At 68.3% G+C, this 24,641-nt stretch carries 22 protein-coding genes; 11 read left to right on the top strand and 11 right to left on the bottom strand.

Features of this window, described 5'->3' with window-relative positions:
- The first annotated feature begins 7 nt into the window (after window positions 1-7).
- Genes ACZY0X_RS15475 through nei2 form a run of 4 tightly spaced genes read left to right on the top strand, consistent with a single transcriptional unit; the run spans window position 8 to window position 6,858 of the window.
- A complete protein-coding gene (locus ACZY0X_RS15475; protein ID WP_463772445.1) occupies window positions 8-4,513 on the top strand; it encodes an ATP-dependent helicase in 4,506 nt (1,501 codons plus the stop codon).
- Window positions 4,514-4,569: 56 nt separating this feature from the next.
- Window positions 4,570-5,061 carry a DUF2834 domain-containing protein gene (locus tag ACZY0X_RS15470; protein WP_463771653.1) on the top strand — a complete coding sequence of 164 codons (492 nt, stop codon included), beginning with the start codon at window positions 4,570-4,572 and terminating at the stop codon, window positions 5,059-5,061.
- Between the two features lie 42 nt (window positions 5,062-5,103).
- The gene (locus ACZY0X_RS15465; protein WP_463771651.1) at window positions 5,104-6,072 is read left to right on the top strand and encodes an NAD(P)H-dependent flavin oxidoreductase; all 969 of its coding nucleotides are present in this window, start codon (window positions 5,104-5,106) and stop codon (window positions 6,070-6,072) included.
- An 18-nt stretch (window positions 6,073-6,090) separates the two neighbouring features.
- Window positions 6,091-6,858 (top strand): endonuclease VIII Nei2, encoded by a 768-nt coding sequence (nei2, locus tag ACZY0X_RS15460; protein WP_463771650.1) that lies wholly within the window; start codon window positions 6,091-6,093, stop codon window positions 6,856-6,858.
- Window positions 6,859-6,928: 70 nt separating this feature from the next.
- Here nei2 and ACZY0X_RS15455 read toward each other — a convergent pair whose 3' ends face one another.
- Window positions 6,929-7,966, bottom strand: coding sequence for a fatty acid desaturase family protein (locus ACZY0X_RS15455; RefSeq protein WP_463772443.1), 1,038 nt, complete (start codon window positions 7,964-7,966; stop codon window positions 6,929-6,931).
- 158 nt (window positions 7,967-8,124) lie between these two features.
- A complete protein-coding gene (locus ACZY0X_RS15450; protein WP_463771648.1) occupies window positions 8,125-9,210 on the bottom strand; it encodes a ferredoxin reductase in 1,086 nt (361 codons plus the stop codon).
- A 71-nt stretch (window positions 9,211-9,281) separates the two neighbouring features.
- Between ACZY0X_RS15450 and ACZY0X_RS15445 the strand changes: the two genes are divergently transcribed.
- Genes ACZY0X_RS15445 through ACZY0X_RS15435 form a run of 3 tightly spaced genes read left to right on the top strand, consistent with a single transcriptional unit; the run spans window position 9,282 to window position 11,858 of the window.
- Window positions 9,282-9,947 (top strand): TetR family transcriptional regulator, encoded by a 666-nt coding sequence (locus ACZY0X_RS15445; protein WP_463771647.1) that lies wholly within the window; start codon window positions 9,282-9,284, stop codon window positions 9,945-9,947.
- 36 nt (window positions 9,948-9,983) lie between these two features.
- On the top strand, window positions 9,984-10,766 hold the full coding sequence (locus ACZY0X_RS15440) for an enoyl-CoA hydratase/isomerase family protein (protein ID WP_463771645.1): 783 nt from the start codon (window positions 9,984-9,986) through the stop codon (window positions 10,764-10,766).
- Between the two features lie 6 nt (window positions 10,767-10,772).
- Window positions 10,773-11,858 (top strand): threonine aldolase family protein, encoded by a 1,086-nt coding sequence (locus ACZY0X_RS15435; RefSeq protein ID WP_463771643.1) that lies wholly within the window; start codon window positions 10,773-10,775, stop codon window positions 11,856-11,858.
- Here the strand turns inward: ACZY0X_RS15435 and ACZY0X_RS15430 are convergent.
- The 5 genes from ACZY0X_RS15430 to ACZY0X_RS15410 form a co-directional block, all read right to left on the bottom strand.
- On the bottom strand, window positions 11,855-12,625 hold the full coding sequence (locus ACZY0X_RS15430; protein ID WP_463771641.1) for an SDR family NAD(P)-dependent oxidoreductase: 771 nt from the start codon (window positions 12,623-12,625) through the stop codon (window positions 11,855-11,857). The genes ACZY0X_RS15435 and ACZY0X_RS15430 overlap by 4 nt on opposite strands.
- A 52-nt stretch (window positions 12,626-12,677) precedes the next feature.
- Entirely contained in the window at window positions 12,678-13,061 is a 384-nt protein-coding gene (locus ACZY0X_RS15425; RefSeq protein WP_463771640.1) for a DUF1330 domain-containing protein, read from the bottom strand.
- Window positions 13,062-13,225: 164 nt separating this feature from the next.
- Window positions 13,226-14,104 carry a pseudouridine synthase gene (locus tag ACZY0X_RS15420; protein ID WP_463771639.1) on the bottom strand — a complete coding sequence of 293 codons (879 nt, stop codon included), beginning with the start codon at window positions 14,102-14,104 and terminating at the stop codon, window positions 13,226-13,228.
- Entirely contained in the window at window positions 14,101-15,846 is a 1,746-nt protein-coding gene (locus tag ACZY0X_RS15415) for a glycerol-3-phosphate dehydrogenase/oxidase (protein WP_463772442.1), read from the bottom strand. The genes ACZY0X_RS15420 and ACZY0X_RS15415 overlap by 4 nt, the downstream gene beginning before the upstream one ends.
- 78 nt (window positions 15,847-15,924) lie before the next feature.
- Window positions 15,925-17,340 carry an NAD(P)H-quinone dehydrogenase gene (locus tag ACZY0X_RS15410; RefSeq protein WP_463771638.1) on the bottom strand — a complete coding sequence of 472 codons (1,416 nt, stop codon included), beginning with the start codon at window positions 17,338-17,340 and terminating at the stop codon, window positions 15,925-15,927.
- A gap of 92 nt (window positions 17,341-17,432) precedes the next feature.
- Here ACZY0X_RS15410 and ACZY0X_RS15405 point away from each other — a divergent pair, with 92 nt between their 5' ends.
- Window positions 17,433-17,906, top strand: coding sequence for a gamma-glutamylcyclotransferase (locus ACZY0X_RS15405; protein ID WP_241400534.1), 474 nt, complete (start codon window positions 17,433-17,435; stop codon window positions 17,904-17,906).
- On the opposite strand, the gene ACZY0X_RS15400 is transcribed toward ACZY0X_RS15405, so the two are convergent.
- The gene (locus ACZY0X_RS15400) at window positions 17,903-19,078 is read right to left on the bottom strand and encodes an amidohydrolase (protein ID WP_463771636.1); all 1,176 of its coding nucleotides are present in this window, start codon (window positions 19,076-19,078) and stop codon (window positions 17,903-17,905) included. The two genes, ACZY0X_RS15405 and ACZY0X_RS15400, sit on opposite strands and share 4 nt — an antisense overlap.
- Complete coding sequence (locus tag ACZY0X_RS15395; RefSeq protein ID WP_463771634.1) at window positions 19,075-20,259, bottom strand: M20 family metallopeptidase; 1,185 nt, start codon at window positions 20,257-20,259, stop codon at window positions 19,075-19,077. The genes ACZY0X_RS15400 and ACZY0X_RS15395 overlap by 4 nt, the downstream gene beginning before the upstream one ends.
- Between ACZY0X_RS15395 and ACZY0X_RS15390 the strand changes: the two genes are divergently transcribed.
- Entirely contained in the window at window positions 20,258-21,103 is an 846-nt protein-coding gene (locus tag ACZY0X_RS15390; protein ID WP_463771633.1) for a purine-nucleoside phosphorylase, read from the top strand. The two genes, ACZY0X_RS15395 and ACZY0X_RS15390, sit on opposite strands and share 2 nt — an antisense overlap.
- On the opposite strand, the gene ACZY0X_RS15385 is transcribed toward ACZY0X_RS15390, so the two are convergent.
- Window positions 21,049-22,158 carry an AbrB family transcriptional regulator gene (locus ACZY0X_RS15385; RefSeq protein WP_463771631.1) on the bottom strand — a complete coding sequence of 370 codons (1,110 nt, stop codon included), beginning with the start codon at window positions 22,156-22,158 and terminating at the stop codon, window positions 21,049-21,051. The two genes, ACZY0X_RS15390 and ACZY0X_RS15385, sit on opposite strands and share 55 nt — an antisense overlap.
- A gap of 77 nt (window positions 22,159-22,235) precedes the next feature.
- On the opposite strand from ACZY0X_RS15385, the gene ACZY0X_RS15380 reads away from it, so the two are divergent.
- Window positions 22,236-22,697 carry a MarR family winged helix-turn-helix transcriptional regulator gene (locus ACZY0X_RS15380; protein WP_463771630.1) on the top strand — a complete coding sequence of 154 codons (462 nt, stop codon included), beginning with the start codon at window positions 22,236-22,238 and terminating at the stop codon, window positions 22,695-22,697.
- Between the two features lie 5 nt (window positions 22,698-22,702).
- Window positions 22,703-24,223 (top strand): phospho-sugar mutase, encoded by a 1,521-nt coding sequence (locus tag ACZY0X_RS15375; protein ID WP_463771629.1) that lies wholly within the window; start codon window positions 22,703-22,705, stop codon window positions 24,221-24,223.
- A gap of 93 nt (window positions 24,224-24,316) precedes the next feature.
- Here ACZY0X_RS15375 and ACZY0X_RS15370 read toward each other — a convergent pair.
- Window positions 24,317-24,641 (bottom strand): ISL3 family transposase (locus ACZY0X_RS15370; RefSeq protein WP_463771627.1); only part of this gene is annotated, 325 nt, incomplete at its 5' end.

Here is a 24,641-nt window from a genome sequence, read left to right as displayed (position 1 = left end):
CGACCCCATGTCGCGCTTCAGTGAGCTGACGCGCGACTGGTTCGCGGGCACTTTCGCCGCTCCCACCCCGGCTCAGGCACAGGCGTGGGAGGCCATCGCCGACGGACACAACACCCTGGTCATCGCACCCACCGGGTCGGGCAAGACGCTGGCGGCATTCCTGTGGGCCATCGACCGCCTGGCATCGCAGGAGCGTCCCGACAAGCCCGCCACCCGAGTCCTCTACGTCTCGCCACTCAAGGCCCTGGCCGTCGACGTGGAACGCAACCTGTCCACACCGCTGACCGGCATCACCCGGGTCGCCGAACGCCTCGGCCAGCCGGCGCCCAACATCAGCGTCGGGGTGCGCTCCGGCGACACCACGCCCAAACGCCGTCGCGAGATGCTGACCAAACCGCCGGATGTGCTGATCACCACGCCCGAGTCGCTGTTCCTCATGCTCACCTCGGCGGCCCGCGAGACGCTGGCCCGCGTCGAGACCGTCATCGTGGACGAGGTGCACGCCGTCGCGGCCACCAAACGCGGCGCGCATCTGGCCCTGTCGCTGGAACGGCTCGACCAGATCCTCACAACACCCGCGCAGCGGATCGGCCTGTCCGCGACGGTCCGCCCGCCAGAGGAGGTGGCCCGCTTCCTGGCCGGCACCGCACCGACCACCATCGTGGCGCCCAAGGCCGCCAAGACCTTCGATCTGTCGGTTCGGGTGCCGGTGCCCGATATGGCCAACCTGGCGAACAACACCATCTGGCCCGATGTCGAGGAACAGATCGTCGACCTGATCGAGTCGCATAAGAGCACCATCGTGTTCGCCAACTCACGCCGCCTGGCCGAGCGACTGACATCACGGCTCAACGAGATTCACGCCGAGCGCACGGGCGTCGAGGTGTCGAATGATCCCAACCCCGCGGTCGGGGGCGGTTCGCCCGCGCAAATCATGGCCAGCGGGCAGTCGTTCGGCGCGCCCGCACTGCTGGCGAAGGCCCATCACGGCTCGGTCAGCAAGGAGCAGCGCGCCCAGGTCGAGGACGACCTGAAGACCGGGCGGCTGAAGGCTGTGGTCGCCACCTCGAGCCTCGAACTCGGCATCGACATGGGTGCGGTGGACCTCGTCATCCAGGTTGAGGCGCCGCCGTCGGTGGCCAGCGGCCTGCAGCGCGTCGGCCGGGCAGGACACCAGGTCGGTGAGATATCGGAGGGCGTGCTGTTCCCCAAGCACCGCACCGACCTCATCGATTGCGCGGTGACGGTGCAGCGCATGCTGTCCGGCGATATCGAGACCATGAGGGTGCCCGCCAATCCGCTCGACGTGCTGGCTCAGCACACCGTCGCCGCCGCCGCGCTCGAACCGCTGGACGCCGACCTGTGGTTCGACGCGGTACGGCGGAGCGCACCGTTTGCGACGCTGCCGCGCAGTGCATTCGAGGCGACTCTGGATCTGTTGAGCGGCAAGTACCCGTCCACCGAGTTCGCCGAGCTGCGGCCCAGACTGGTCTACGACCGGGACGCCGGCACCCTGACCGCACGGCCCGGCGCGCAGCGGCTCGCCGTCACCTCGGGTGGCGCCATCCCCGACCGCGGGATGTTCACCGTCTTCCTGGCGACCAACGCTGACACCGAGAAGCCCTCCCGCGTGGGCGAACTCGATGAGGAGATGGTGTACGAGTCGCGGCCCGGGGACGTCATCTCACTCGGCGCGACGAGTTGGCGGATCACCGAGATCACCCACGACCGGGTGCTCGTCGTGCCCGCACCGGGCCAGGCGGCCCGGTTGCCGTTCTGGCGCGGTGACGGTGTCGGGCGGCCCGCCGAACTCGGCGAGGCCATCGGTGCCTTCACCGGCAAGCTCGCGGCGATGCCGCGCGCAGACTTCGACGCGCGTTGTCGCACCATGGGTTTCAATGACTATGCCGTCGACAACCTCTGGGCGCTCCTCGACGAGCAGCGCCAGGCCACTGGCACCGTGCCCACCGACGCCACGTTCATCGTCGAGCGTTTCCGTGACGAACTGGGCGACTGGCGGGTGATCCTGCACTCCCCCTACGGCCTTCGCGTGCACGGTCCGCTGGCGCTGGCGGTCGGTCGCAGGCTGCGTGAGCGGTACGGCATCGACGAGAAGCCAACAGCGTCCGATGACGGCATCATCGTGCGACTGCCCGACACCGAGGACACCGCCCCTGGCGCGGACCTGTTCGTCTTCGACGCCGACGAGATCGAGCCGATCGTCACCGATGAGGTCGGCGGCTCGGCACTGTTCGCGTCGCGTTTCCGGGAGTGCTCGGCGCGGGCGCTGCTGCTGCCCAGGCGCCACCCCGGCAAGCGCTCCCCGCTGTGGCATCAGCGCCAGCGCGCGGCTCAGTTGCTCGACATCGCGCGCAAGTACCCCGACTTCCCGATTGTGCTCGAGACGGTGCGCGAGTGCCTGCAGGACGTCTACGACGTGCCGACGTTGATCGAGTTGATGAAACGTGTTGCGCAGCGCCGTATCCGGGTCCTGGAGGTCGAGACCGCGACTCCCTCGCCGTTCGCCGCCTCCCTGCTGTTCGGCTACGTCGGCGCGTTCATGTACGAGGGTGACAGCCCGCTGGCGGAGCGGCGCGCGGCCGCCCTGTCACTGGACAGCGTTCTGCTGGCCGAGCTGCTCGGCCGCGTCGAGCTTCGCGAGCTGCTCGAACCCGCGGTCATCGAGTCGACCGTCGCGCAGTTACAGCACCTCGCGCCCGACCGGGCCGCTCGCGACGCCGAGGCGGTCGCGGATCTGTTGCGGTTGTTGGGTCCGCTCACCGAGGCCGAGGTGGCGGCGCGGTCCACGACCGATGACGTCGGCGGCTGGCTCGAGGGGCTGCGCGCGGAACGCCGGGCGTTGACGGTGTCGTTCGCCGGGCAGACGTGGTGGGTGGCCATCGAGGACATCGGCCTGCTGCGCGACGGGGTGGGCGTGCCGGTGCCGGTCGGCGTCCCGGCCAGCTTCACCGGCACCGTCGCGGATCCACTCGGCGAGCTGCTCGGTCGCTACGCCCGTACCCGCGGGCCGTTCACCACCGCGCAGGCCGCCGAAAGGTTCGGCCTCGGGCTGCGCGTGGCCGGCGATGTCCTAGGCAGGATGGCGGTCGACGGGAAACTGGTGCGCGGCGAGTTCGCGGACCACGCAGACTCCGAACAGTGGTGTGACGGTGAGGTTCTCAGGATACTTCGGCGCCGCTCCCTGGCCGCATTGCGGGCCCAGGTCGAACCCGTCAGCACCGACGCCTACGCACGTTTCCTGCCCGAGTGGCAGCACGTCGGGTCGGCCATGACATCGGGGATCGACGGCCTGCTGGCGGTTATCGAGCAACTCGCTGGTGTGCCCATACCCGCCTCGGCCGTCGAGCCGCTGGTGTTCGGGCAACGTATCCGCGACTACCAGCCCGCGATGCTCGACGAGCTGCTGGCCGCGGGAGACGTCACGTGGTCGGGTGCCGGGCAGATCGGCACCGGTGACGGCTGGATCGCCTTCCACACCACCGACGCCGCACCGCTGACCCTGACCCCGGCCGCTGAGATCGAGTTCACCGACACCCACCGCGAGATCATGGCGACGCTCGGCAACGACGGTCGGGCGGGCGGTGGGTACTTCTTCCGCCAGCTGACCGACGGATCGATATCCGAGGCCGACGCGAAACAGGCACTGTGGGAGCTGATCTGGGCTGGCTGGGTCACCGGTGACACCTTCGGTCCGGTGCGCGCCCAACTGGCGGGGGCGGGGCGGCGCGGTGGCACCCACCGGCAGCGATCGCGTCCGCCGCGGCTGAGCCGGTACAGCGTGAGCCATGCCCAGACCCGCTCCACCGATCCGACCGTCGCGGGCCGCTGGTCGGCACTTCCGCCCGCCGAGCCGGCCTCCACCGTTCGCGCGCACTTCTACGCCGAGCTTCTGATGAACCGGTACGGGGTGCTGACGAAGGGCGCGGCACAGGGCGTGCCGGGCGGCTTCGCGATGCTCTACAAGGTGCTGACCGCCTTTGAGGACGCCGGCCGCTGCCAGCGCGGCTACTTCGTGGAGTCATTGGGCGGGGCGCAGTTCGCGCTCGCGTCGACGGTCGACCGCCTGCGCACCCACATCGACGGGGTCGACGCCGGGCGGCGGGCGTACCGCGCCGTCGCGCTGGCCGCAGCGGATCCGGCCAATCCGTATGGCGCGGCACTGCCGTGGCCGTCGGACACCGACGACTCCGGGCACCGTCCCGGCCGCAAGGCGGGCGCCCTGGTGGTGCTGGTGGACGGCGAGTTGGTCTGGTTCCTGGAGCGCGGTGGCCGGTCGCTGCTGTCGTTCACGAACGACGCCGAGGCGCATGCGGCGGCCGCGGCCGCGCTGGCGGGCCTGGTGTCGGGTAGGCACCTGCAGTCCATGCTTGTCGAGCGGGTCAACGGCGTCCCTGTCCTCGAACCGGGTGTCGACCCCCAGCGTGGCCCGGTGCACGACGCGCTGATCGGCAGCGGTTTCTCCCGCACTCCGCGGGGTCTACGCCTCCGCTGATCCGAAAGTTTGTCAAAAGTGACAAAACTTTCGTCGGGCCGGGCAATACTGTCGGCATGGTCTCGCTCATCGTTCACCTGGTTCTCGGCATCGCCGTCATCGCCTGGATCGTCCGGGCCAACCCGCAGGTCTTCTCGCGGCCCGCCGGCGGTCCGATGTTCTCTCCGCTGGAGATCGTCTTCTACGTCATCGGCGTGGCGTCGATCGGACTCGGCTACTACTTCAACCATCAGTTCGTCGCGACGTACGCGGTCGAGGGCGGCAACCCGATCTGGGGCCCGGGCAGCTGGCAGCAGTTCATCGTGCTCGGCTATGACAATCCCGCGGCCGCCTCGGCGAGCCAGGACTACACCATCATCAACGTGATCCTGTTGCCGCTGTTCACGATCATCGACGGGTACCGGCGCGGTATCCGACGCCCGTGGCTGTTCTTCGTGGCGAGCCTGTTCACCAGCTGCGCCTTCGCCTACGCGTTCTACTTCGCCGTCGTTGACCGCCAGTACCGTCACGACAAGGCGGCCAAGGGCCTGGACTCCGTTCCCGCCTGACCGCCGCGCCGGGCGCCCGCCATCCCTGCCTACAGTGCAGGGATGGCGTTGCGCACCGCACTCACCGACATGTTCGGCATCGAGCATCCGATCGTGCTGGCACCCATGGGCGGTGTCGCAGGAGGACTTCTCACGGCCGCCGTGTCCGAGGGTGGCGGACTGGGCATGATCGGCAGCGGTGGCGGTGCACGCGACTGGATGCGGCGCGAGTGCGCCATCGCGAGTGATCGCACCGAGAAGCCCTGGGGCATAGGGCTGTTGTCGTGGGCGGTGGATCACGGCGCCATCGACTGCGCGATCGAGCAGCAACCGGCGGCGATCATGCTGTCCTTCGGTGACCCGACGCCGTTCGTCGACGCCGTGCGATCGTCGGGCATTCCGCTGATGATCCAGGTGACCACCCTGGCCGACGCCCAGCGTGCGCTTGACCTGGGCGCCGATGTCGTTGTGGCCCAGGGTGCCGAGGCCGGCGGACACGGCGAGGGCCGCGGCACACTGCCGTTCGTGCCCGCGGTGGTCGACGTGGCGGGTACGACGCCCGTGCTGGCCGCGGGCGGTATCGCCGATGGCCGCGGACTGGCCGCCGCGCTGGTGCTCGGCGCCGCGGGCGCACTGATCGGCACCCGCTTCGAGGTGACGACCGAGGCGCTGCTGTCCGCCGAGGAACTCAAGGCGATCACCGCGGCGACGGCGGCCGACACCGTTCGCGACCGCGTGCTCGACATCGTCAGGGAGTCCCCCTGGCCGGCCCGGTTCACCGCCAGGACGCTGCGCAACCGGTTCACCGACACCTGGCATGACGACGAAGACGGGTTACAGACCGATGCCGACGCCAGGGTCGAGTTCCGCGAGGGTGTGGCGCGCGGCGATCTCGACTACATGCCGATCTGGGCCGGCGAGGCCGTCGACCTGATCACCGAACTGGACACCGCCCCTGCCCTGGTCACACGCATCGCCGACGAGGCCGCCCGCGCGATTTCCGGTGCGCACGACCGTATCCGCGGGGCGTGAGGACGGTAACGTGGCGGCATGCCTGAGGGCGACACCGTCTACCGCACTGCCGCCAAGCTGCGGGAGGCGCTGGCCGGCCGGGAGCTGACGCGCTGTGACGTTCGGGTGCCGAAGTTCGCCACGGTGGACCTGACGGGTGGCGTCGTCGATGAGGTCCTCAGTCGCGGCAAGCACCTGTTCATCCGAGTCGGCGGGGAGTCCGGGGCCAGCATCCACTCGCATCTGTTGATGGACGGCGCCTGGCTCATCGGCGGCCAGGCTCGCCGGACACCCGAGTTCAAGGTGCGGATCATCCTGGAGACGGCTGACACTCGCGCCGTCGGCGTCGATCTCGGTGTGCTCGAGGTCCTGGAACGCGCGCACGATATGGAGGCCGTCGCGCACCTCGGGCCCGATCTGCTCGACGATGCCTGGGAGCCGCGTGTGGCCGCGGCGAACCTGGCGGCCGATCCGCAGAGGCCGCTGGCCGAGACGCTGCTGGATCAACGGGTGGTGGCCGGGATCGGCAACGTCTACGCCAACGAGCTGTGTTTCGTCATGGGACACCTGCCCACCTCGCCGGTCGGTCGCGTCAAGGACCCGCTGCGGGTGGTTCAACGCGCCCGGGACATGCTGTGGCTCAATCGGTCCCGTGTGAATCGAGTCACCACCGGAGACACTCGACCCGGACGTGACCTGTGGGTCTACGGCCGGGCGGGACGTCCGTGTCGACGGTGCGGCACCTCCATCAGCTCGGACAACGCCGGCGATCGCATCGCGTTCTGGTGCCCGTCCTGCCAGACCTGACCGCCGGACGTGAAGTTGTTGGCGAGAATCCTGAGTGGATTCGTCATCGAGTTCACATTCGGCAAGGGTCCTAGCCGGGCAGGGCCAGCTTGAAGATCTTGCGGATGACGGTGCCGAACTGCCTGGGCAGCGGGCCCTTGTTGTAGGGCACGCCGTACCGCTCGCAGATGGCCTGCACCTGGGGAGCGATCTCGGCGTGCCGGTGCGCCGGGATGTCGGGGAACAGGTGGTGCTCGATCTGGAATGACAGGTTGCCACTCATGATGTGGAACAGCTTTCCACCGGTCAGGTTCGCCGATCCGAGGATCTGACGGAAGTACCACATGCCGCGACTCTCGTTCGCGGTCTCCTCCTTGGTGAATTCCTGTGTGCCGTCCGGGAAGTGGCCGCAGAAGATGATCGAGTACGACCAGATGTTGCGGATCAGGTTGGCTGTCATGTTGCCGGTGAAGACCCACGGCGCGAACGGGCCAGCGAGCAGCGGGAACGCCAGGTAGTCCTTGACGGTCTGGCGGCTGACCTTGTGCCAGATGCCCGTGAGGGTCTCGCGCTTGTCGGCGATCGAGATCTCACCCGAGCGGATGCGCTCGGTCTCCAGTTCGTGCAGGGCGACGCCGTACTGGAAGAACACCATCAACAGGAATGCATAGACGGGGTTACCGAGGAAGTACGGCTTCCAGCGCTGATCCTCGCTCATCCGGAGGATGCCGTAGCCGATGTCGCGGTCCATGTCGACGATGTTGGTGTAGGTGTGGTGCATGTAGTTGTGCGAGTGACGCCACTGATCGCTCGGGCAGGCCGAGTCCCATTCGAAGTTGCGGCCCGTGAGCGCGGGGTCACCCATCCAGTCGTACTGGCCGTGCATGACGTTGTGGCCGATCTCCATGTTGTCCAGGATCTTCGACGCGGCCAACATGGCGGTGCCTGCCAACCAGGCTGGCGGCAGAACGCCTGCGAACAGCAGACCTCGCCCGCCGACGTCCAGCGCCCGCTGCGCCTTGATGACGCGCCGGATGTAGGTGGCGTCGCGCTCGCCGAGGTCGGCGACGACACGCTCCCGGATGGCGTCGAGTTCGCGGCCGAAGGCCTCCGCGGTCTCGGGCGTCATGGTGACGGTCTTACCGGCGACGGTCTTGGTGATGGTCTTGGGTTCGGGGCGTTCGAGCGTGGGGCGTTCGGGCGTGGGGCGTTCGGGCGTGGTGCGCACGCGAGGAGCAATTAGAGATGCAGTCATGGTGAACTCCTTCTCGGTTGAAATCGGTTGGGTTAGAGCGCCAGTGCGACGTCGCCGACCGGGGCGGTGACGCAGATCTGCACGTCCTCCCCGTCGGAGGTCGATACGGCACCGGTGATGAGGTTCTTGACCGCACCGCTGGTCTTACGGCGGGTGCAGGTGTGGCAGATGCCCATCCGGCATCCGCTCTCGGGGTTGAGCCCGGCGGTCTCGGCCTGCTCGAGCAGCGAGCGGCCGTCGTCGGTGATCTCGACACCGCTCTGGGCGAAGGTCACGGTGCCACCGGATGCTCCGGTCGGAGCCGCCAACACGGGCGGGACGAAGCTCTCTGACCTCGCGTCCGGGCAGTGCTTCCGGACGGCCTCGACCAGTGCGGGCGGACCACAGACGAACACTGCGTCGGGCTGCTCCATGGCCGCCGCCAGGTGATCGGCGTCGAAGCGACCGACCAGGTCTCCCGTGCCGCCCCGGGTGAACCCGTGTAGGACCCGGACTCCGGTCATGGCCGCGAGCTGATCGGCGTAGCAGGCGTCCGCCGCGGTGCGCGCGTAGTGAATGAACGCGATCTCGGCGCCGTCCTGATCGGTGTGCCGTTCGGCGACGAGTGTCCGCAGCATCGCCAGCACCGGCGTGATGCCGCTTCCGCCGGAGACGAACAGGATGCGCTTGGGCCGCTCGGCGGGCAGGACGAAATCGCCGCCGACGCCCTCGAGCCCGACGACCATGCCGGGCCGCGCATTGCGGTAGAGGTGCCCCGAGACCAGTCCCCCGTCGTGTACACCGACGGTCAGCTCGATCAGTCGGTCGTTCTCGGCGTTGGCCGGTGAGTAGCAACGGGTCCGTCGGCGGCCGTCGACCTCGACGGTGAGGTTGACGTGTTGGCCCGCCGCCAGGCTGCTGCGTTGAGTGAACACGGCGTTCGGTTCCAGCGTCAGAGTGACGCTGCGCGGGGTGTCTCGCCGGACCGCGACGATCTTGGCGCGGGCATCGCCCAGGGTCCATGTGGGCTCGACCAACTCGGTGTAGCGGTCGACACCGTGGGGCCCGGTCAGGACGCTGACCAGGGATGAGCGCAGCACTCGATCACGGAGGCGCAGCTTCGAAGTTTCGGTGAACATGTGTATACCGTCCGCCTCGCCAGCCCAGATCGTCAAGGGATTTCGGCACGTTGTGGTACGGTTCACAACCAGTGAACAGTCGTACTCCTAAGTCACAGTCGTCTCGCTCTCGGCGGGACGGCTTGTCACGTGAGGAACGAAAAGAGGTCACCCGACGAGCGATCGTCGACGCCGCTCTCGCGCTCCTGGAGAACCGCAGTTTCAGCGCGTTGAGCTTGCGCGAGGTGACCCGTGAGGCCGGCATCGTTCCTGCCGCGTTCTACCGGCACTTCGAGTCGATGGACGCGCTGGGCCTGGTCCTGATCGACGAGTCGTTCCGCGCGCTGCGCGACATGCTGCGCGGCGCCCGCGCGGGCAAACTCGATCCGAACCGGGTCATCGAGTCGTCGGTCGACATCGTGATCGCGAGCGTCAACGAGCGCCGCGAGCACTGGCGACTCATTGGCCGCGAACGCAACAGCGGAGTGACGGTGCTGCGATACGCCATCCGCACCGAGATCCGTCTGATCACGTCTGAACTGGCGATCGACCTGGCGCGCTTCCCCGGCCTGCACACGTGGAGCAGCGAGGACCTCAACATCCTGGCCACACTGATCGTCAACGCGATGATCTCAATCGCCGAGGCCATCGAGGACGCCAAGGACGCGGCCGCCATCGAGGACGTTCGACGCACCGCGGTCAAGCAGCTGCGCCTCATCGTCGTCGGCATCACGGGGTGGCGCAGCAGCACGCCCTGAGCCGCGCATAGGGTCGGGTTTGACCGAGGAGAAACCATGGCGAACCTGGAACTGTCCCGTCCGCGTCCGGACATCGCGGTGCTCACCCTGAACCGGCCCGACAAGCTCAACGCGTTGAACCACGGCCTGGTCGAGGATCTGCACGCCGCACTCGATGACATCCGGGCTGACGACCAGTGCCGCGTCGTCGTCCTGACGGGTGCTGGCCGCGGATTCTGCTCCGGGCTGGACCTCACTGAACCGTCGCCGGACGCGACCTCCGGCGGCCTGGAGTTTCCCCGATCCGGTATGCGGTGGCAGGAGCGCATCGCCGAGCTGACCACGAAGTTGTCCCGCCTGCGGCAGCCGGTGATCGCGGCGGTCAACGGGCCGGCCTACGGCGGTGGCTTCGCGCTGGCGCTGGCGTCGGACATTCGCATCGCCTCGGAGTCGGCCAGGTTCTGCACGCAGTTCATCAAGTTGGGCCTGGGTGGCTGCGATATCGGGGTGAGCTACACACTGCCGCGCATCGTCGGCGCGGGCCAGGCGTTCGACCTGATCCTCACGGCCCGCACGGTCGATGCCGCCGAAGCGCTGGCGCTCGGGCTCGTCTCACGACTCTCGGCGGGTTCAGTGGTCGAGGACGCGCTGGCGCTGGCCGAAACACTGTGTGGATACGGAAAGTTCGGGGTGGAGTCGACCAAGCAGGTGCTGTGGGCCAACCTGGAGGCACCCAGCCTGGATGCGGCGTTGCAGGTGGAGAACCGCAGCCAGATCCTTGCGTCGACCAGCGGTGAGCTGCTGGCGGCGGCCGCGGCGTTCACGAAGCGAAAGGGCTAGCGGGACATGGCCTTCGCCTCGCTCCACGACCCCGACTGGCGCGGGTTCGCCAGCGACAACTACGCCGGCGTCCACCAGGAGGTGCTCGAAGCAATCGCCGTAGCGAACGGCGGCCATCAGGTCGCCTACGGTGAGGACGCCTACACCACCCAACTGCAGGACGTCGTCCGGCAGCACTTCGGCACCCGAGCGGAGACGTTCCCGGTGTTCAACGGCACGGGAGCCAACGTCGTGGCGCTCACGAGCCTGCTGCCCCGCTGGGGAGCGGTGATCGCGGCGAACTCGGCACACATCAACACCGACGAAGCGGGCGCTCCCGAACGGATGACGGGCATCAAACTGCTCACCGTCCCGACGCCAGACGGCAAGCTCACCCCGGAGTTGATCGCCACCGAGGCCTGGGGGTGGGGCGACGAGCATCGCGCGCAGCCACTCGCGGTGAGCATCACGCAGACAACGGAACTCGGCACGGTGTACACACCCGACGAGGTGCGCGCGATCGCCGACTTCGCCCACGAACAGGGTATGGCGCTGCACATGGACGGCGCCCGGCTGTGGAACGCGGCAGCGGCGATCGGGGCCCCATTGCGTGCGTTCACGACCGACGCGGGGGTCGACGTTCTCAGCATCGGCGGCACCAAGATTGGAGCGCTCGGCGCGGAGTCCGTCGTGGTCCTCGACCCAGCCAGAACCACAGGCCTGATCTATCTACGCAAGTTGACGATGCAGCTCGCGAGCAAGATGCGGTTCGTCTCCGCCCAGCTGCTCGCCCTGTTCGAGGACGACCTCGGTCTGCGCAGCGCCACACACGCCAACGCGATGGCGCGGCGGCTCCGGCAGGCCCTCGAGGCAGGCATCGCCGATGGTGCGATTCGTGGGCTCGAGTTCAGTCAACCGACGCAGGCGAACGCGATCTTCGCCACGTTGCCGACGGAGGCAGCCGATCGGATCCGCGAAAACGTGCGCTTCTACGACTGGAACCGTGCCCGCGGCGAGGTGCGCTGGATGTGCGCGTGGGACACCACCGAGGCCGACGTCGACCACTTCGTGTCGGTGATTCGCGCCGAACTCGATCGGCACTGGCGCGGCTAGCGCGGGGTGCCGCCGCCGTCGACGATGATGACGGTCCCCGTGATGTAACTGCCTGCGTCCGAACACAACAGCAGTGCAGAGCCGACCATCTCGTCCGGTGTCGCCAGCCGCTTCATCAACGTTGAGCCGGCCATGTGGTCGATGGCCACCTGCGGGTTGCCGCGCATCATGTCGGTGTCGACGGGGCCGGGGGCGATCGCGTTGACGCGGATCCCGTGGCCCACGAACTCGGCCGCCATCGCCCGGGTGAACGACATCATCGCGGCCTTGCCCGCGGCGTACATCGACATCGTCGCCGCGAAGTTGAACGCCCCGACCGAGACCATGTTGAGCACCGCAGCGTGCTCGCTCTTCTTGAGGTGCGGCAGGGCCTTCTGGACGAGGAATACCGGACCCCGGACGTTGACCTCGTTGGACTTGGTCCACGCGTCGACCGTCATCTCGCCCAACGGTTGCGCCAGCGCGTTGGCGGCGTTGTTGACCAGGACGTCCAGTGCCCCGAACTCGGCGACGGTGCGGTCGACCAGGGTGTCCAGGTCCTCGATGCTGCCCGCGTGGGTGGGCACGCCGATGGCCTGGCCACCAAGTCCGCGTAGGTGTTTGGCCGCTTCCTCACAGGCGTCGGCCTTGCGACTTGCCACCACCACGTTGGCGCCCGCGAGCACGAAGCCCTCTGCGAGCGCGAGGCCTATGCCTCTGGTGCCACCCGTGACGATCACGGTGCGGCCGGTCATGTCGAAGAGGCGGTCGAAGGCGTCACGATCCATGCCCGTCAGTAGAACACGGTGGGAAACCACGGCGACCGTCAGTCCGTGATCGTCAGTCCTTCATGGTCCAGACCGACGTCGCGATCAGGTCACCGTGCTCGAGCGCCGCGGTCCGGTGTTCGTGCACCTTGAGGTATTCCGGATCGGCGATCATGTCCAGGAACGCCTGCGGTGACGGGTACTCGACGATCAGAATCGCGTCCCAACCCGGTCGCTCACCGGCGCCGATCACCGTCTCAGGTGACACTCCGGCGTAGCGCACCGTCGCTCCTGCCCGCGCAATGTGGGGCATCACCTCGCTGGCGTAGCGCAGATAGCGCTCCCTGCCGCCGTCCACGCGGAACGTGAGCAGATTGACCATCACGACCGGCTGATCCGGCGGCCGCGCCGCGAGCTGCTCGAGCTGTCCGGGAGTGGGCTCCAACCGATTACTCATGTCGATCAGATACAGCCGCTGACACTAGCCAAACCTTACGCATGCTCACTCCTTGGGCCACTGCTGTGAATGATGCACCGCGAGGTCCATCGCGTGCGTCAATTTCACCATCTCGCCGAACGTGAACAACATTGCGCGTTCTCGCCAGAATCTCGCACACTTGTTCACGTTCGAAGCGAGGCCACGCTCTCGAACACTCGCCGGCCACCGGTGATCGGGTCGACGAACTCCAGCCGATGAGCCAGCAGCTGCAATGGTGTCGAGAAGTCATCGGAGGCCACGTCGATGACTCTCGGGTACAGCGAGTCCCCGTGGATGGGCAATCCGAGCGAGGCCATGTGCACACGCAGTTGATGCGTGCGTCCGGTGCGTGGGGTCAGCCGGTAGGTGCCTTCATCGTCCGACTCGTCCAACAACTCGATCAGCGTCTCCGCATTCGACTCGCCGGACTCTTCGAAGGCCTGTAACCGGCTTCTTTCCTTGATGATTCGACTGCGCAGGGTCATCGGGAACTCCAGCGCCGGGTCGACGTCGGCCCGCGCGAGGTAGGTCTTGCTGACCTCACCGCGGGCGAACAGGGTCTGGTAGGCGCCACGCACCTGCGGCCGTGTGGTGAACAGCAGCACCCCTGCGGTCAACCGGTCCAACCGGTGCGCGGGCGAGAGATCCGGCAGATCCAACGATCGCCGCAGCTTCACCAGGGCCGTCTGCGCGACGTGCCCGCCGCGTGGCATCGTCGCCAGGAAGTGCGGCTTGTCGACCACCACGATGTCGTCATCGCGATACAGGATGGGAATGTCGAACGGGACTTCAACCTCGTCGGGCAGGTCGCGGTAGAGGTAGACGTGCGAGTTCGGCGGCAGCACGGTGGCGGCGGTGACGACGCTCCCGTCTGCGCAGACCACCTCTCCCGCAAAGACTTTCGCGGCGGCCTGCGCGCCGAAGCGGTCGGCCAACTCCACCAGCACGGCACCGCCCCGCAGTCGGACCCGGGCCGGCCCGAGCCCGTCGCGCGCGGGAAGTGGTGCGGGTCGCCGGCTCACTTCAGCGGCACGGGTTCCAGGATCTCCGCGCGGGCCTCGGGTGCGGCGGCACGCAGCGCATCCGCGGACTCGTCATCGGGCTGCGCCTGGGAGAGCACCTCGGCCTCGACCCTCGCCAGATATGTGGCGACCTCGCGGTCGACGTCCTCGGCACTCCAACCCAGCACGGGCGCAACCACTTCTGCGACCTCGCGAGCGCAGTCCACGCCGCGGTGCGGGTACTCGATCGAGATCCGCATGCGCCGGGCAAGGATGTCCTCGAGGTGCAGTGCGCCCTCCGCCGCGGCAGCGTAGGCGGCCTCGACCTTCAGGTAGACGGGCGCCTCGGTGATCGGTGTCAGCAGTTCGGGCTTGCCGTCGGCCAGCGCCAGCACCTCCCCGATCAGGGAGCCGTAGCGGTCCAGGAGATGCCGCACCCGGTAGGGGTGCAGGCCGTAGTGCGCGCCGACGTGCTCGGTCTGGTTCACCAGCGCGAAGTAGCCGTCGGCACCCATCAGCGGCACCTTCTCGGTGATCGACGGTGCCACGCGGGTGGGGACGAACTCGCTGGCCGCGTCGATCGCATCGGCACCCATCACGCGGTAGGTGGTGTACTTTCCGCCCGCGATCGCGACCAGGCCGGGCGCGGGCACCGCCACCGCGTGCTCGCGTGACAGCTTGGAGGTCTCCTCGCTCTCCCCCGCCAACAGCGGCCGCAGGCCCGCGTAGACACCGTCGATGTCGTCATGGGTCAGCGGCGTCGCCAGCACGGTGTTGACGTGATGCAGGATGTAGTCGATATCCGCCTTGGTCGCCGCAGGATGCGCCAGATCGAGGTTCCAGTCGGTGTCGGTGGTGCCGATGATCCAGTGCGTGCCCCACGGGATCACGAAGAGCACCGACTTCTCGGTGCGCAGAATGATCGCGACCTCGCTGACGACGCGATCACGCGGCACCACGATGTGCACACCCTTGGAGGCCCGCACCCGAAACCGGCCGCGCTGCTTGGACAGCGCCTGGATCTCGTCGGTCCACACGCCGGTCGCGTTGACCACGACGTGCCCATGAACGTCGGTGACCCGGCCGTCCTCGGAGTCGCGGACCTTCACCCCGGTCACCCGGTCGCCCTCACGCAGCAGCGACACGACCTGGGTCGAGGTCCGCACCACCGCGCCATAGTGCGCCGCGGTGCGGGCAACCGTCATGGTGTGCCGCGCGTCGTCGACCACGGTGTCGTAGTAGCGGATACCACCGATCAGCGAGCTGCGCTTGAGGCCAGGGGCCAGTCTCAGCGCGCCCGCCTTGAACAGATGCTTCTGCGCGGGAACCGATTTCGCCCCACCCAGCTGGTCGTAGAGGAAGATTCCCGCGGCCATGTAGGGCCGTTCCCACAACCGCTTGGTCAGCGGGAACAGGAATGGCAGCGGTTTGACCAGATGCGGCGCCAGCGTCTTGAGCGAGAGCTCGCGCTCGTGCAGCGCCTCGCGAACCAGCCCGAACTCGAGCTGCTCCAGATAGCGCAGTCCGCCGTGGAACATCTTCGAAGATCGGCTCGACGTGCCGGAGGCGAAGTCACGCGCCTCGACGAGCGCCACCTTGAGCCCGCGGGTCGCGGCGTCCAGCGCGGCACCCGCCCCCACCACTCCGCCGCCGATGACGACGACGTCGAACTGTTCGCGGCTGAGCCGCCCCCAGGCGGCCTCGCGCTGGTCAGGGCCAAGGAGGGTCTGCCCACTACCCGGGCCCGAAATCGGGTCGACGATGCCGATCGGTCGTTCGGAAGCTTCGCTCACTGCCAGCAGCTCCTAGTTACTCGTCAGTACGCGTCCAGGCTAGCCGTATCAGTTCAAATCGTCGTGCGCCATCAACCGGCGGGCCGCCTCGACGGTAGATCCAGACAGCGACGGATACACCGACAATGTCTGCGCGAGGTCGGTCACGGAGATGTTGTTCTGCACCGCGAGCGCGATCGGCAGGATCAGTTCCGAGGCGATCGGAGCGACCACCACACCGCCGATGACGACGCCGGTGGCCGGTCGGCAGAAGATCTTGACGAAACCGCGCCGCAGCAGTGACATCTTCGCGCGGGCGTTGGTGGTCAACGGCAGCATCAGCGTGCGCGCGGGCACGGTGCCGTCGTCGATCGCGGTCTGGGGCACCCCGACGGCGGCGATCTCGGGCCGGGTGAACACCGCGGCGGCCACGGTGCGCAGCCGGATCGGCGACACCCCCTCGCCCAGCGCGTGATACATCGCGATACGCCCCTGCATCGCCGCGACGGACGCCAGCGGCAGCAGACCGGTGCAGTCGCCGGCCGCATAGATTCCAGACGCCGTCGTACGCGAAACCCGGTCCACGGAAAGGTAGTTGCCCTGTCCCAGCTCGATGCCAACCCGCTCCAGGCCAAGTCCGCTGGTGTTGGGCACCGAGCCCACCGTCATCAGCGCGTGGCTGCCCTCGACGGTCCGTCCGTCGGCCAGCGACACCCGAACCCCGTCGGCGGTACGGGTCACCGAGTCCGCGCGGGCGTTCTTCACCAACTTCACGCCACGTTCGGCGAACGTCTCCTCCAGGACAGCAGCGGCGTCGCGGTCCTCGTGCGGCAGGATCTGGTCCCGGCTGGCCACCACCGTGACCTGGACCCCGAGTTCGGTGTAGGCGTTGCAGAACTCCGCGCCCGTCACACCGGAGCCGACGATCACCAGGTGCTCGGGAAGCTCGGTGAGGTCGTAGAGCTGGCGCCAGTTCAGGATGCGCTCGCCGTCGGGCTCGGCGTTGGGCAGCACACGCGGCCGGGCGCCCGTGGCGATCAGCACCACGTCGGCCTTCAACACGCCCACCTTGCCGTCGGATGTGGTGACTCTCACCCGGTGATGCGCCATGCCGGGTACGTCGTCGACGAGTTCGCCGCGGCCCTGCACGACCGTGACGCCCTCCTTCAGGAGATTGGACCCGATGTCGGCGGACTGTGACCTCGCCAGCGTCTTGACCCGGTTGTGGATCTGCTCAAGGGAGATCTTGGCGTCCTCGATGGCGATGTCGAAGCCCAGGCCATTGGCGCGCCGCAACTCAGTGCGCACGCCTGTCGACGCGATGAACGTCTTGGACGGGACGCAGTCGAAGAGCACACAGGCGCCGCCGATCCCGTCGGAGTCGACCACGGTGACCTGCGCAACCTCTGGGCCGCGGGCCGCAGCGACGAGCGCTGCCTCGTAGCCGGCAGGGCCGCCTCCGATGATCACGATGCGGGTAACCACGGGCTCTATCTAACCCCGTGTGCCCGAAGTCTCGCCCACCGATAGGTGACTCCTACCCCCTAGACGCGCTGTGTACCCCTTAGGCTTGCCCCGTGCCGCTCTACGCCGCTTACGGATCGAACATGCATCCGGAGCAGATGCTTCAGCGAGCCCCGCACTCTCCGATGGCCGGGACTGGGTGGCTGCATGGCTGGCGGCTGACCTTCGGCGGTGCTGACATCGGCTGGGAGGGCGCGCTGGCGACCCTGGTCGAGGACCCGCAGGAGAAGGTTTTCGTCGTCCTGTACGACATGACCAAGGAGGACGAGGAGAACCTCGACCGGTGGGAGGGGTCCGAACTGGGCTTCCACAAGAAGATCCGCTGCCGGGTGCATCGCGAGTCCTCCGATACCAGCACCGACCCTGTGCTCGCGTGGCTGTACGTCGTCGACGCGTGGGAGGGCGGCATTCCCTCGGCGCGCTATCTGGGCGTGATGGCCGACGCTGCCGAGATCGCAGGCGCCCCCGAGGAGTACGTGCACCATCTGCGCACCCGCCCAGCCGGAAACGTCGGCCCGGGTACCTAACCCGCGATCGCGGCGGCCTGTTCGACGATGTTGACCAGCACCCGCACCCCGACCGCGAGCGCACGCTCGTCGAGATCGAATGTGGGCTGGTGCAGGTCCAGCTGCGGCCCTCGACCCGACCACACGCCCAGCCGCGCCATCGCGCCGGGCACCTCCTCGAGATACCAGGAGAAGTCCTCGCCGCCGCCGGACTGACGGGTGTCGGCCAGCACGTCGACGCCAACCGACTCGACGGCGTGGGTGAGGATTCGCGTCGACACCTCTTCGTTCACCACCGGCGGGACGCCGCGCCGGTACTCCACGCTGAACTCGATGTTCAGCGGCGCCAACAGCGACGAAACGATATCGCGGACAAGGTCTTCCATGGCGACCCAGGCCTCACGACTGGCCGTCCGGATGGTGCCGGCCAGCGTGCCGGACTGGGGAATCGCGTTGGCCGCCACCCCGGCGTTGACCGCACCCCACACCATGACGGTGCTCTGGCGCGGGTCGACGCGGCGCGACAGCACACCCGGTACGCCAGTGATCAACGTGCCCAGCGCGTAGACCAGGTCACCGGTCAGGTGCGGCCGTGACGTGTGCCCGCCGGGCGACGCCAGGGTGATCTCCATCTGATCGGCCGCCGAGGTGATCGGCCCGACCATCGTGGCGACCTTGCCCACCTCGAGCCGGGGGTCGCAGTGCAGCGCGAAGATCCGCGAGACCCCCGCCAGCGCACCGGCCGCGATCGCGTCGATGGCACCGCCGGGCATCAGCTCCTCGGCGGGCTGGAAGACCAGCCGCACCCCCACGGGCAGCTCCGGCACGGATGCCAGCGCCAGCCCAGTCGCGAGCAGCACCGACGTGTGGCCGTCGTGACCACAGGCATGCGCCACACCGGGTACCAGCGACGTGTAGGGCGCACCGGTGAGCTCGGCCATCGGCAGCGCGTCCATATCGGCGCGCAACGCCACCCGTGGTCCGTGGTCGGGGCCGATGTCACAGGTCAGGCCGGTGCCGCCGGGCAGCACCTTCGGGTTGAGACCCGCATTGGCCAGATGCGACGCGACGAACTGTGTGGTGGCGAATTCCTGGCGCCCGAGTTCGGGGTTCGCATGGATGTGCCTGCGCCACGCGACCAGGTCGTCGAAGTGCGCCGCCAACCATGCCGTGGCGTACTGGTCGAGGCTCACGATGCGGCCCGCCGTTCGTGGGCGGCCATTACTCGGTCGCGTTCGGCGGGGTTCTCCGCCAGCCGGACCACCGTGCGCGCCAACATCACTGCTCCCTCGACGACGGCATCGTCGGCACTGGATCCGGCCGCTGCCGCGGCGAACGCCGGCTGGTGCACCGACGCTCCCCCAGCGTCGATTCCCACGATCGGGTGGATACCCGGCAGCAGCTGCGTCACGTTGCCCATATCGGTGCTGCCGAGCGGCAGTGCCGCCTCGACCTCGACACCGACGGGTGTCCGGCCCAGCCGCACCATCTCCTCACGGAACACATCGGCGAGCCAGGTGTCGGGAGTCAGTTCGTGATAGGCGGGTTCAGCCGCCTCGACCCGGTGATCGCAGCCGGTGGCTATCGCGCCCGCGAGGAAGCAGTCCGACATGCGGCCCTCGAGTTCGCGCAGCGACGCGGCGTCGTTGGCGCGCATCGTGTAGTGCATCTGGGTGTGGCCGGGGATGACATTTGTCGCCTGGCCGCCGTTGGTGACGATGCCGTGCGCCATCTGCCCGGGTGCCATCTGCTGCCGGAGCAGACCGATCGCGACCTGCGCCACGGTGATGGCGTCGGCCGCGTTCAGGCCCAGGTAGGGCGCAACCGCCGCGTGCGCCTCACGACCCGTGTAGCCGACGGCCACCTGGGACAACGCCAGTGACCGCGCGCGGGCGATATCGAGCGGGCCGGGGTGCAGCATGACCGCGGCGCTGATGTCGTCGAAGGCACCTGCCTCGAGCATCAGCACCTTGCCGCCGCCTGCCTCCTCGGCGGGTGTGCCGAGCAGCACGACGGTCAGGCCGAGTTCACCGGCGACGTCGGCCAGTGCGAGCGCGGTACCGACCGCCGACGCCGCAATGATGTTGTGGCCGCACGCGTGACCGATCTCGGGCAGCGCGTCGTACTCGGCGCAGACGCCGATGACCAGTGAGCCATTGCCGTAGACGGCGCGAAACGCGGTGTCCAACCCGGCGGGCGCCGCGGTGATCTCGAAACCACGTTCGGCGACAAGTTTCTGTGTCTTGGCGCAGCTCTTGTGCTCCTCGAACGCGAGTTCCGGTTCGGCGTGAATGGAGTGCGAGAGCTCGACCAGGTCGCCGCGATAACGTCGGACGGTTTCCTCAACGGTGCTCGACGCGCTGGCACGGGACATGCTCGCAGTATCTCACCGACGGATAGGCTCCCTGTCCGTGACTGCTGTGCCATCGGATCCCCAGGCCGACGCCGACGCTGCGGCAGCCGAGATTCGTCGCCGTACGGGGGCTGACCGGTTCGACGTCGCCGTGGTGCTCGGCTCGGGCTGGGCACCCGCGGCCGCCGAGCTGGGCGAGCCCTCGGCCGTCCTCGCCATGGCCGATCTGCCCGGCTTCAGCGCGCCCACCGCGGCCGGTCACGGCGGTCAGGTGCAGGTTCTCACCGTGGGCGGCAGGCGGGTGCTGGTGCTGTTGGGCCGCAGCCACGCCTACGAGGGACACGAGTTGCGCCACGTGGTGCATCCCGTCCGGACCGCATGCGCGGCAGGGGTCACGACGGTCGTGCTGACCAACGCCGCCGGCGGCGTGCGCGAGGACTTCTCGGTCGGCCAGCCGGTGCTCATCAGCGATCACCTCAACCTCACGGCCCGCTCGCCGTTGATCGGCGCGCAGTTCGTCGACCTGGTGGACGCGTACTCGCCGAGGCTGCGTGATCTCGCGCGCACGGTCGACCCGACGCTCGCCGAGGGTGTCTATGCCGGTCTGCCCGGCCCGCACTACGAGACGCCCGCCGAGATCCGGATGCTGCGCACACTCGGCGCCGACCTGGTCGGAATGTCCACGGTGCACGAGACCATCACGGCGCGCGCGGCCGGCGCGGAGGTTCTTGGGCTCTCACTGGTGACGAACCTGGCGGCGGGTATGACCGGCCAGCCGCTCTCGCACGCCGAAGTGCTCGAGGCGGGCCGTCAGTCGGCGACCCGAATGGGTTCCCTGCTGCGCGAGGTGCTCTCCGGCGTGTAGGCCGTTTTGCCGAAGCGCTTGTTGAGCGAGACGAGGCCACGCGCCAGGAACGGCGCCGCGAAGAGCATCAGCAGCACACGCACCACCTGCGCGGCAATGATGAACGTGACATTCGAGCCTGTCTCCACGGCGGTCGCCAGCACCGCGTAGATGCCGCCCGGACTGGTGGCCAGGTACCCGTCGAGCAGGCTTATGCCGGCCACGCGGGACAACAGCACGCCCAACCCCGCGCAGGCCACGTTGAGGACCACGATGAGACTGATCGCGGCGGGCAACGCCCGGCCGATGGCCCGCACCGCGTCGCGGGTGAAGGCGACACCCGCCTGCCAGCCGATCACGGCGTAACCGACCTGCACCAGCACCAACGGCACCGCCAACCCCAGCGACGCACCCGTGAGTTCCAGGACGATGGTGACGGCCATCGGACCAAGGAGACCGGCGCCGGGCAGACGGATCAACCGGGCGGCCAGCACGCCGACCAGAACGATGACCGTGAGCATTACGATGCTGAGATACCAAGGCAGGGAATCGGTTTGGCTGGGCGCGGCGGCGTGCCCAGTCTTCTCGGCGTGGTACACCAGGGTGACGACCACGGGCATCGAGGCGGTGATGAGCGCGACCCGCAGGTACTGCACCACGGCGACCACACGGTCGTCGCCGCCGAGTTCGCGGGCGATGGCGACCAGTCCCGACGCCCCGCCCGCCACCATCGCGAGCGAGCCGGTGAGTGGCGAGATGTCGCGCTGCAGACCGAGGAGCGCACCGGCAGCCACGCTGAGAACGAGCGTGGCGACGGCTACGCCCAGCACGATCGGCCAGTGCGGACCCAGTGCGTCGATCGCGTCGCGATGAACCATCGTGCCGATGTAGACGCCCAATACGCCCTGGGCCGCGATGCCCGCCTTGCGCGGCACGCCGGCCGGCGCCAGCGACAGCAGTGCCAGCGCGATGCCCACCAAGAGCGCCGCGAACAGCGCGGCCGAAGGAACGCCGATCAACTCCAATGGCACGGTCACCGCGACCGTGACCACTACCAACAGCAGCCACCTTCCCATAAGTGCAAAGTATGCACTTGCTAAATCGCGATCACAAACTGGTGTTCTTTCAACTATTACCAAGGTATAACTTGGTAATGCGTCCCAGCACCGAGAACGCCACCGAGTTGCGGGAGTCGATCATGGCTCTGACCCGTCAACTGCGCAGGCACCGCAGCGACAACGGCCTCACACTCAGCCAGCAGCAGGTGCTCGGCGAAGTCAGTCGGTCCAGTGTGACCACCCCGGCCGAACTCGCCACCCGCCTGCACGTGCGCGTCCAGTCCCTCACCGACGCCATCAACACACTCGAGACGCGGGGCCTGGTGGCGCGTCGCACCGATGCCGACGACCGGCGCCGCCAACTCATCGAGGTGACTCCAGACGGCATGTCCCTGCTGGAGGCCGACCGCGCAGAACGCGACCAGTGGCTCAACACCGCGATGCGTGACACCCTGACCGACCTGGAGTTCGACCTGCTCATGCTGGTCGCGCCGGTGCTACGCAAGCTGGCCGACGGCGATGAGCGCTCCGACGCCGAGCACCGCTCGGCACAATGAGCCCCATGACCGACCAACCACTGACGTTCGGCACCGCCGGCCTGCGCGGCCCCATGCGCGACGGACCGGGCGGTATGAACGTCGAGACCGTGATGAGGGCGACCTGGGCACTGGCCAAGGTGCTCAAGGATGACCCCCGCGGCGGGTCGACGGTGGTGGTCGGCCGTGACGCACGACACCACTCCGATGACTTCGCCCTCGCCGCCGCCGAAGTCCTTGCCGCCGAGGGCTTCTCTGTCACACTGCTCCTTGACGCGGTTCCGACGCCGGTGGTCGCGTTCGCCGTCCGGGACCGCGACGCGGTCGCGGGCGTGCAGATCACCGCCTCGCACAACCCGGCGACGGACAACGGCTACAAGGTGTTCGCCGCGGGCGGCATGCAGATCATCAGCCCGACCGACCGCGATATCGAGGCGGCGATGTCGGCCGCGCCCGCCGACATCGCGCGCGCGGAGGTCGAACCCACTGGCGCCGACGTGATCCACGAGTACATCCGCCGGGCGGCCTCTGTGCGCCGCGGTGACGGCGACGTGCGGGTGGCCGTGACCCCGATGCACGGCGTCGGCGGCGAGATCGCGCTGCAGGCGCTGCGCCAGGCGGGCATCACCGATGTGCACGTCGTCGAGTCCCAGTACGACCCCGACCCCGACTTCCCCACCGTCGTCTTCCCCAACCCCGAGGAACCCGGCGCCACAGACCAGCTGCTCGCGCTGGCCGCCGAGGTGGACGCCGACGTCGCGATCGCACTGGATCCGGACGCCGACCGGTGCGCCGTCGGCATTCCGACCGCGCACGGGTGGCGCATGCTCTCCGGTGACGAAACCGGTTGGTTATTGGGCGATTACGTGCTCACCCAGATCGATCCCGGCGTGACCTCGAGCTGTGTGGTGGCGAGCACCGTGGTGTCATCACGGATGCTCGCCGCGATCGCGGCCCACCACGGTGCCGAGCACGTCGAGACGCTCACCGGGTTCAAGTGGCTGGCCCGCGCCGACGCCGGACGGCCCGGCAAGACGCTGGTCTACGCCTACGAGGAGGCGATCGGTCACTGCGTCGACCCCGCCGCGGTACGCGATAAGGACGGCATCAGCGCCGCGGTGCTGGTGTGCGATCTGGTCGCGGAACTGCGCCGCGACGACCGCACGGTGCCCGACGCGCTCGACGCACTGTTTCACCGGCACGGGCTGCACGTGACGGGTGCGGTGTCGGCCCGCTTCCCCGACGCCGCCGCAGCCGCCGCGGTTGTGGCACGCCTGCGCGACGCTCCCCCGGATCGGCTGGCCGGCTACCCGGTCACCGTCGAGGATCTCTCGTTGCGGCGCGGACAGTTCCAGACCGACGCGCTGATCCTGTCGGGCGGTGACGCCGACACGGCCGTGCGCGTGGTGGTCCGGCCGTCGGGCACCGAGCCGAAACTCAAGTCCTACCTCGAGGTTGGTCTAACGCGTTGCGAAGACCTGGCTTCCGCGCGCGCCAAGGCGGAACGCCTCATGTCCGAGCTGATCGGCACCGTCGAGAGCTGGTGACCGGTAGGCCGTGGGGGCCGGGGGGCCGCCTCTCCGGGTGGACCTGCCTCCGTGGGTCGTCAACATTTGAGGCTCTTGTGACTGATCTGTGGGTCATTGGCGGCCGGGCAGGGTTGGGCGGTGGCCTCCGAGGGTGAGCATTGCCAGGGCGATCAGGGGTTGGGGGTTGGCGAAGCCGAAGGCGATGCGGGTGATGAGTCGGATCTTGGTGTTGATCGATTCGATGAGTCCGTTGGAGAGGCCATGTTCGATGGCGGCCAGGATTTGGGTGCGGTGGCCCTTGATGCGGCGTTGGAGCGTGACGAACGATTCGATGCGGCAGCGCCGTGCCCAGGCGATCGACCTGTCCAGTGCCGCGGCGGCGTGGTCGGCGGGAAGTTTGAAGACCGTCCGCAGGCCTTCCTTGAGTAAGTAGGCG

Source organism: Mycobacterium sp. IDUB_39 (genome assembly GCF_055419205.1).
Note: the sequence above shows the minus strand (reverse complement) of the source record. Positions and strands in the feature narration are given on the sequence as shown.

What these genes read in the sequence shown, in the direction of transcription:
- ACZY0X_RS15475 (WP_463772445.1), top strand. Translation starts at nt 8, where the DNA reads ATGTCGCGCTTCAGTGAGCTGACGCGCGACTGGTTCGCGGGCACTTTC.
- ACZY0X_RS15470 (WP_463771653.1), top strand. Translation starts at nt 4,570, where the DNA reads ATGGTCTCGCTCATCGTTCACCTGGTTCTCGGCATCGCCGTCATCGCC.
- ACZY0X_RS15465 (WP_463771651.1), top strand. Translation starts at nt 5,104, where the DNA reads ATGGCGTTGCGCACCGCACTCACCGACATGTTCGGCATCGAGCATCCG.
- nei2 (WP_463771650.1), top strand. Translation starts at nt 6,091, where the DNA reads ATGCCTGAGGGCGACACCGTCTACCGCACTGCCGCCAAGCTGCGGGAG.
- ACZY0X_RS15455 (WP_463772443.1), bottom strand. Translation starts at nt 7,966, where the DNA reads ATGACGCCCGAGACCGCGGAGGCCTTCGGCCGCGAACTCGACGCCATC.
- ACZY0X_RS15450 (WP_463771648.1), bottom strand. Translation starts at nt 9,210, where the DNA reads ATGTTCACCGAAACTTCGAAGCTGCGCCTCCGTGATCGAGTGCTGCGC.
- ACZY0X_RS15440 (WP_463771645.1), top strand. Translation starts at nt 9,984, where the DNA reads ATGGCGAACCTGGAACTGTCCCGTCCGCGTCCGGACATCGCGGTGCTC.
- ACZY0X_RS15435 (WP_463771643.1), top strand. Translation starts at nt 10,773, where the DNA reads ATGGCCTTCGCCTCGCTCCACGACCCCGACTGGCGCGGGTTCGCCAGC.
- ACZY0X_RS15430 (WP_463771641.1), bottom strand. Translation starts at nt 12,625, where the DNA reads ATGGATCGTGACGCCTTCGACCGCCTCTTCGACATGACCGGCCGCACC.
- ACZY0X_RS15425 (WP_463771640.1), bottom strand. Translation starts at nt 13,061, where the DNA reads ATGAGTAATCGGTTGGAGCCCACTCCCGGACAGCTCGAGCAGCTCGCG.
- ACZY0X_RS15390 (WP_463771633.1), top strand. Translation starts at nt 20,258, where the DNA reads ATGCTCGCAGTATCTCACCGACGGATAGGCTCCCTGTCCGTGACTGCT.
- ACZY0X_RS15395 (WP_463771634.1), bottom strand. Translation starts at nt 20,259, where the DNA reads ATGTCCCGTGCCAGCGCGTCGAGCACCGTTGAGGAAACCGTCCGACGT.
- ACZY0X_RS15385 (WP_463771631.1), bottom strand. Translation starts at nt 22,158, where the DNA reads ATGGGAAGGTGGCTGCTGTTGGTAGTGGTCACGGTCGCGGTGACCGTG.
- ACZY0X_RS15380 (WP_463771630.1), top strand. Translation starts at nt 22,236, where the DNA reads ATGCGTCCCAGCACCGAGAACGCCACCGAGTTGCGGGAGTCGATCATG.
- ACZY0X_RS15375 (WP_463771629.1), top strand. Translation starts at nt 22,703, where the DNA reads ATGACCGACCAACCACTGACGTTCGGCACCGCCGGCCTGCGCGGCCCC.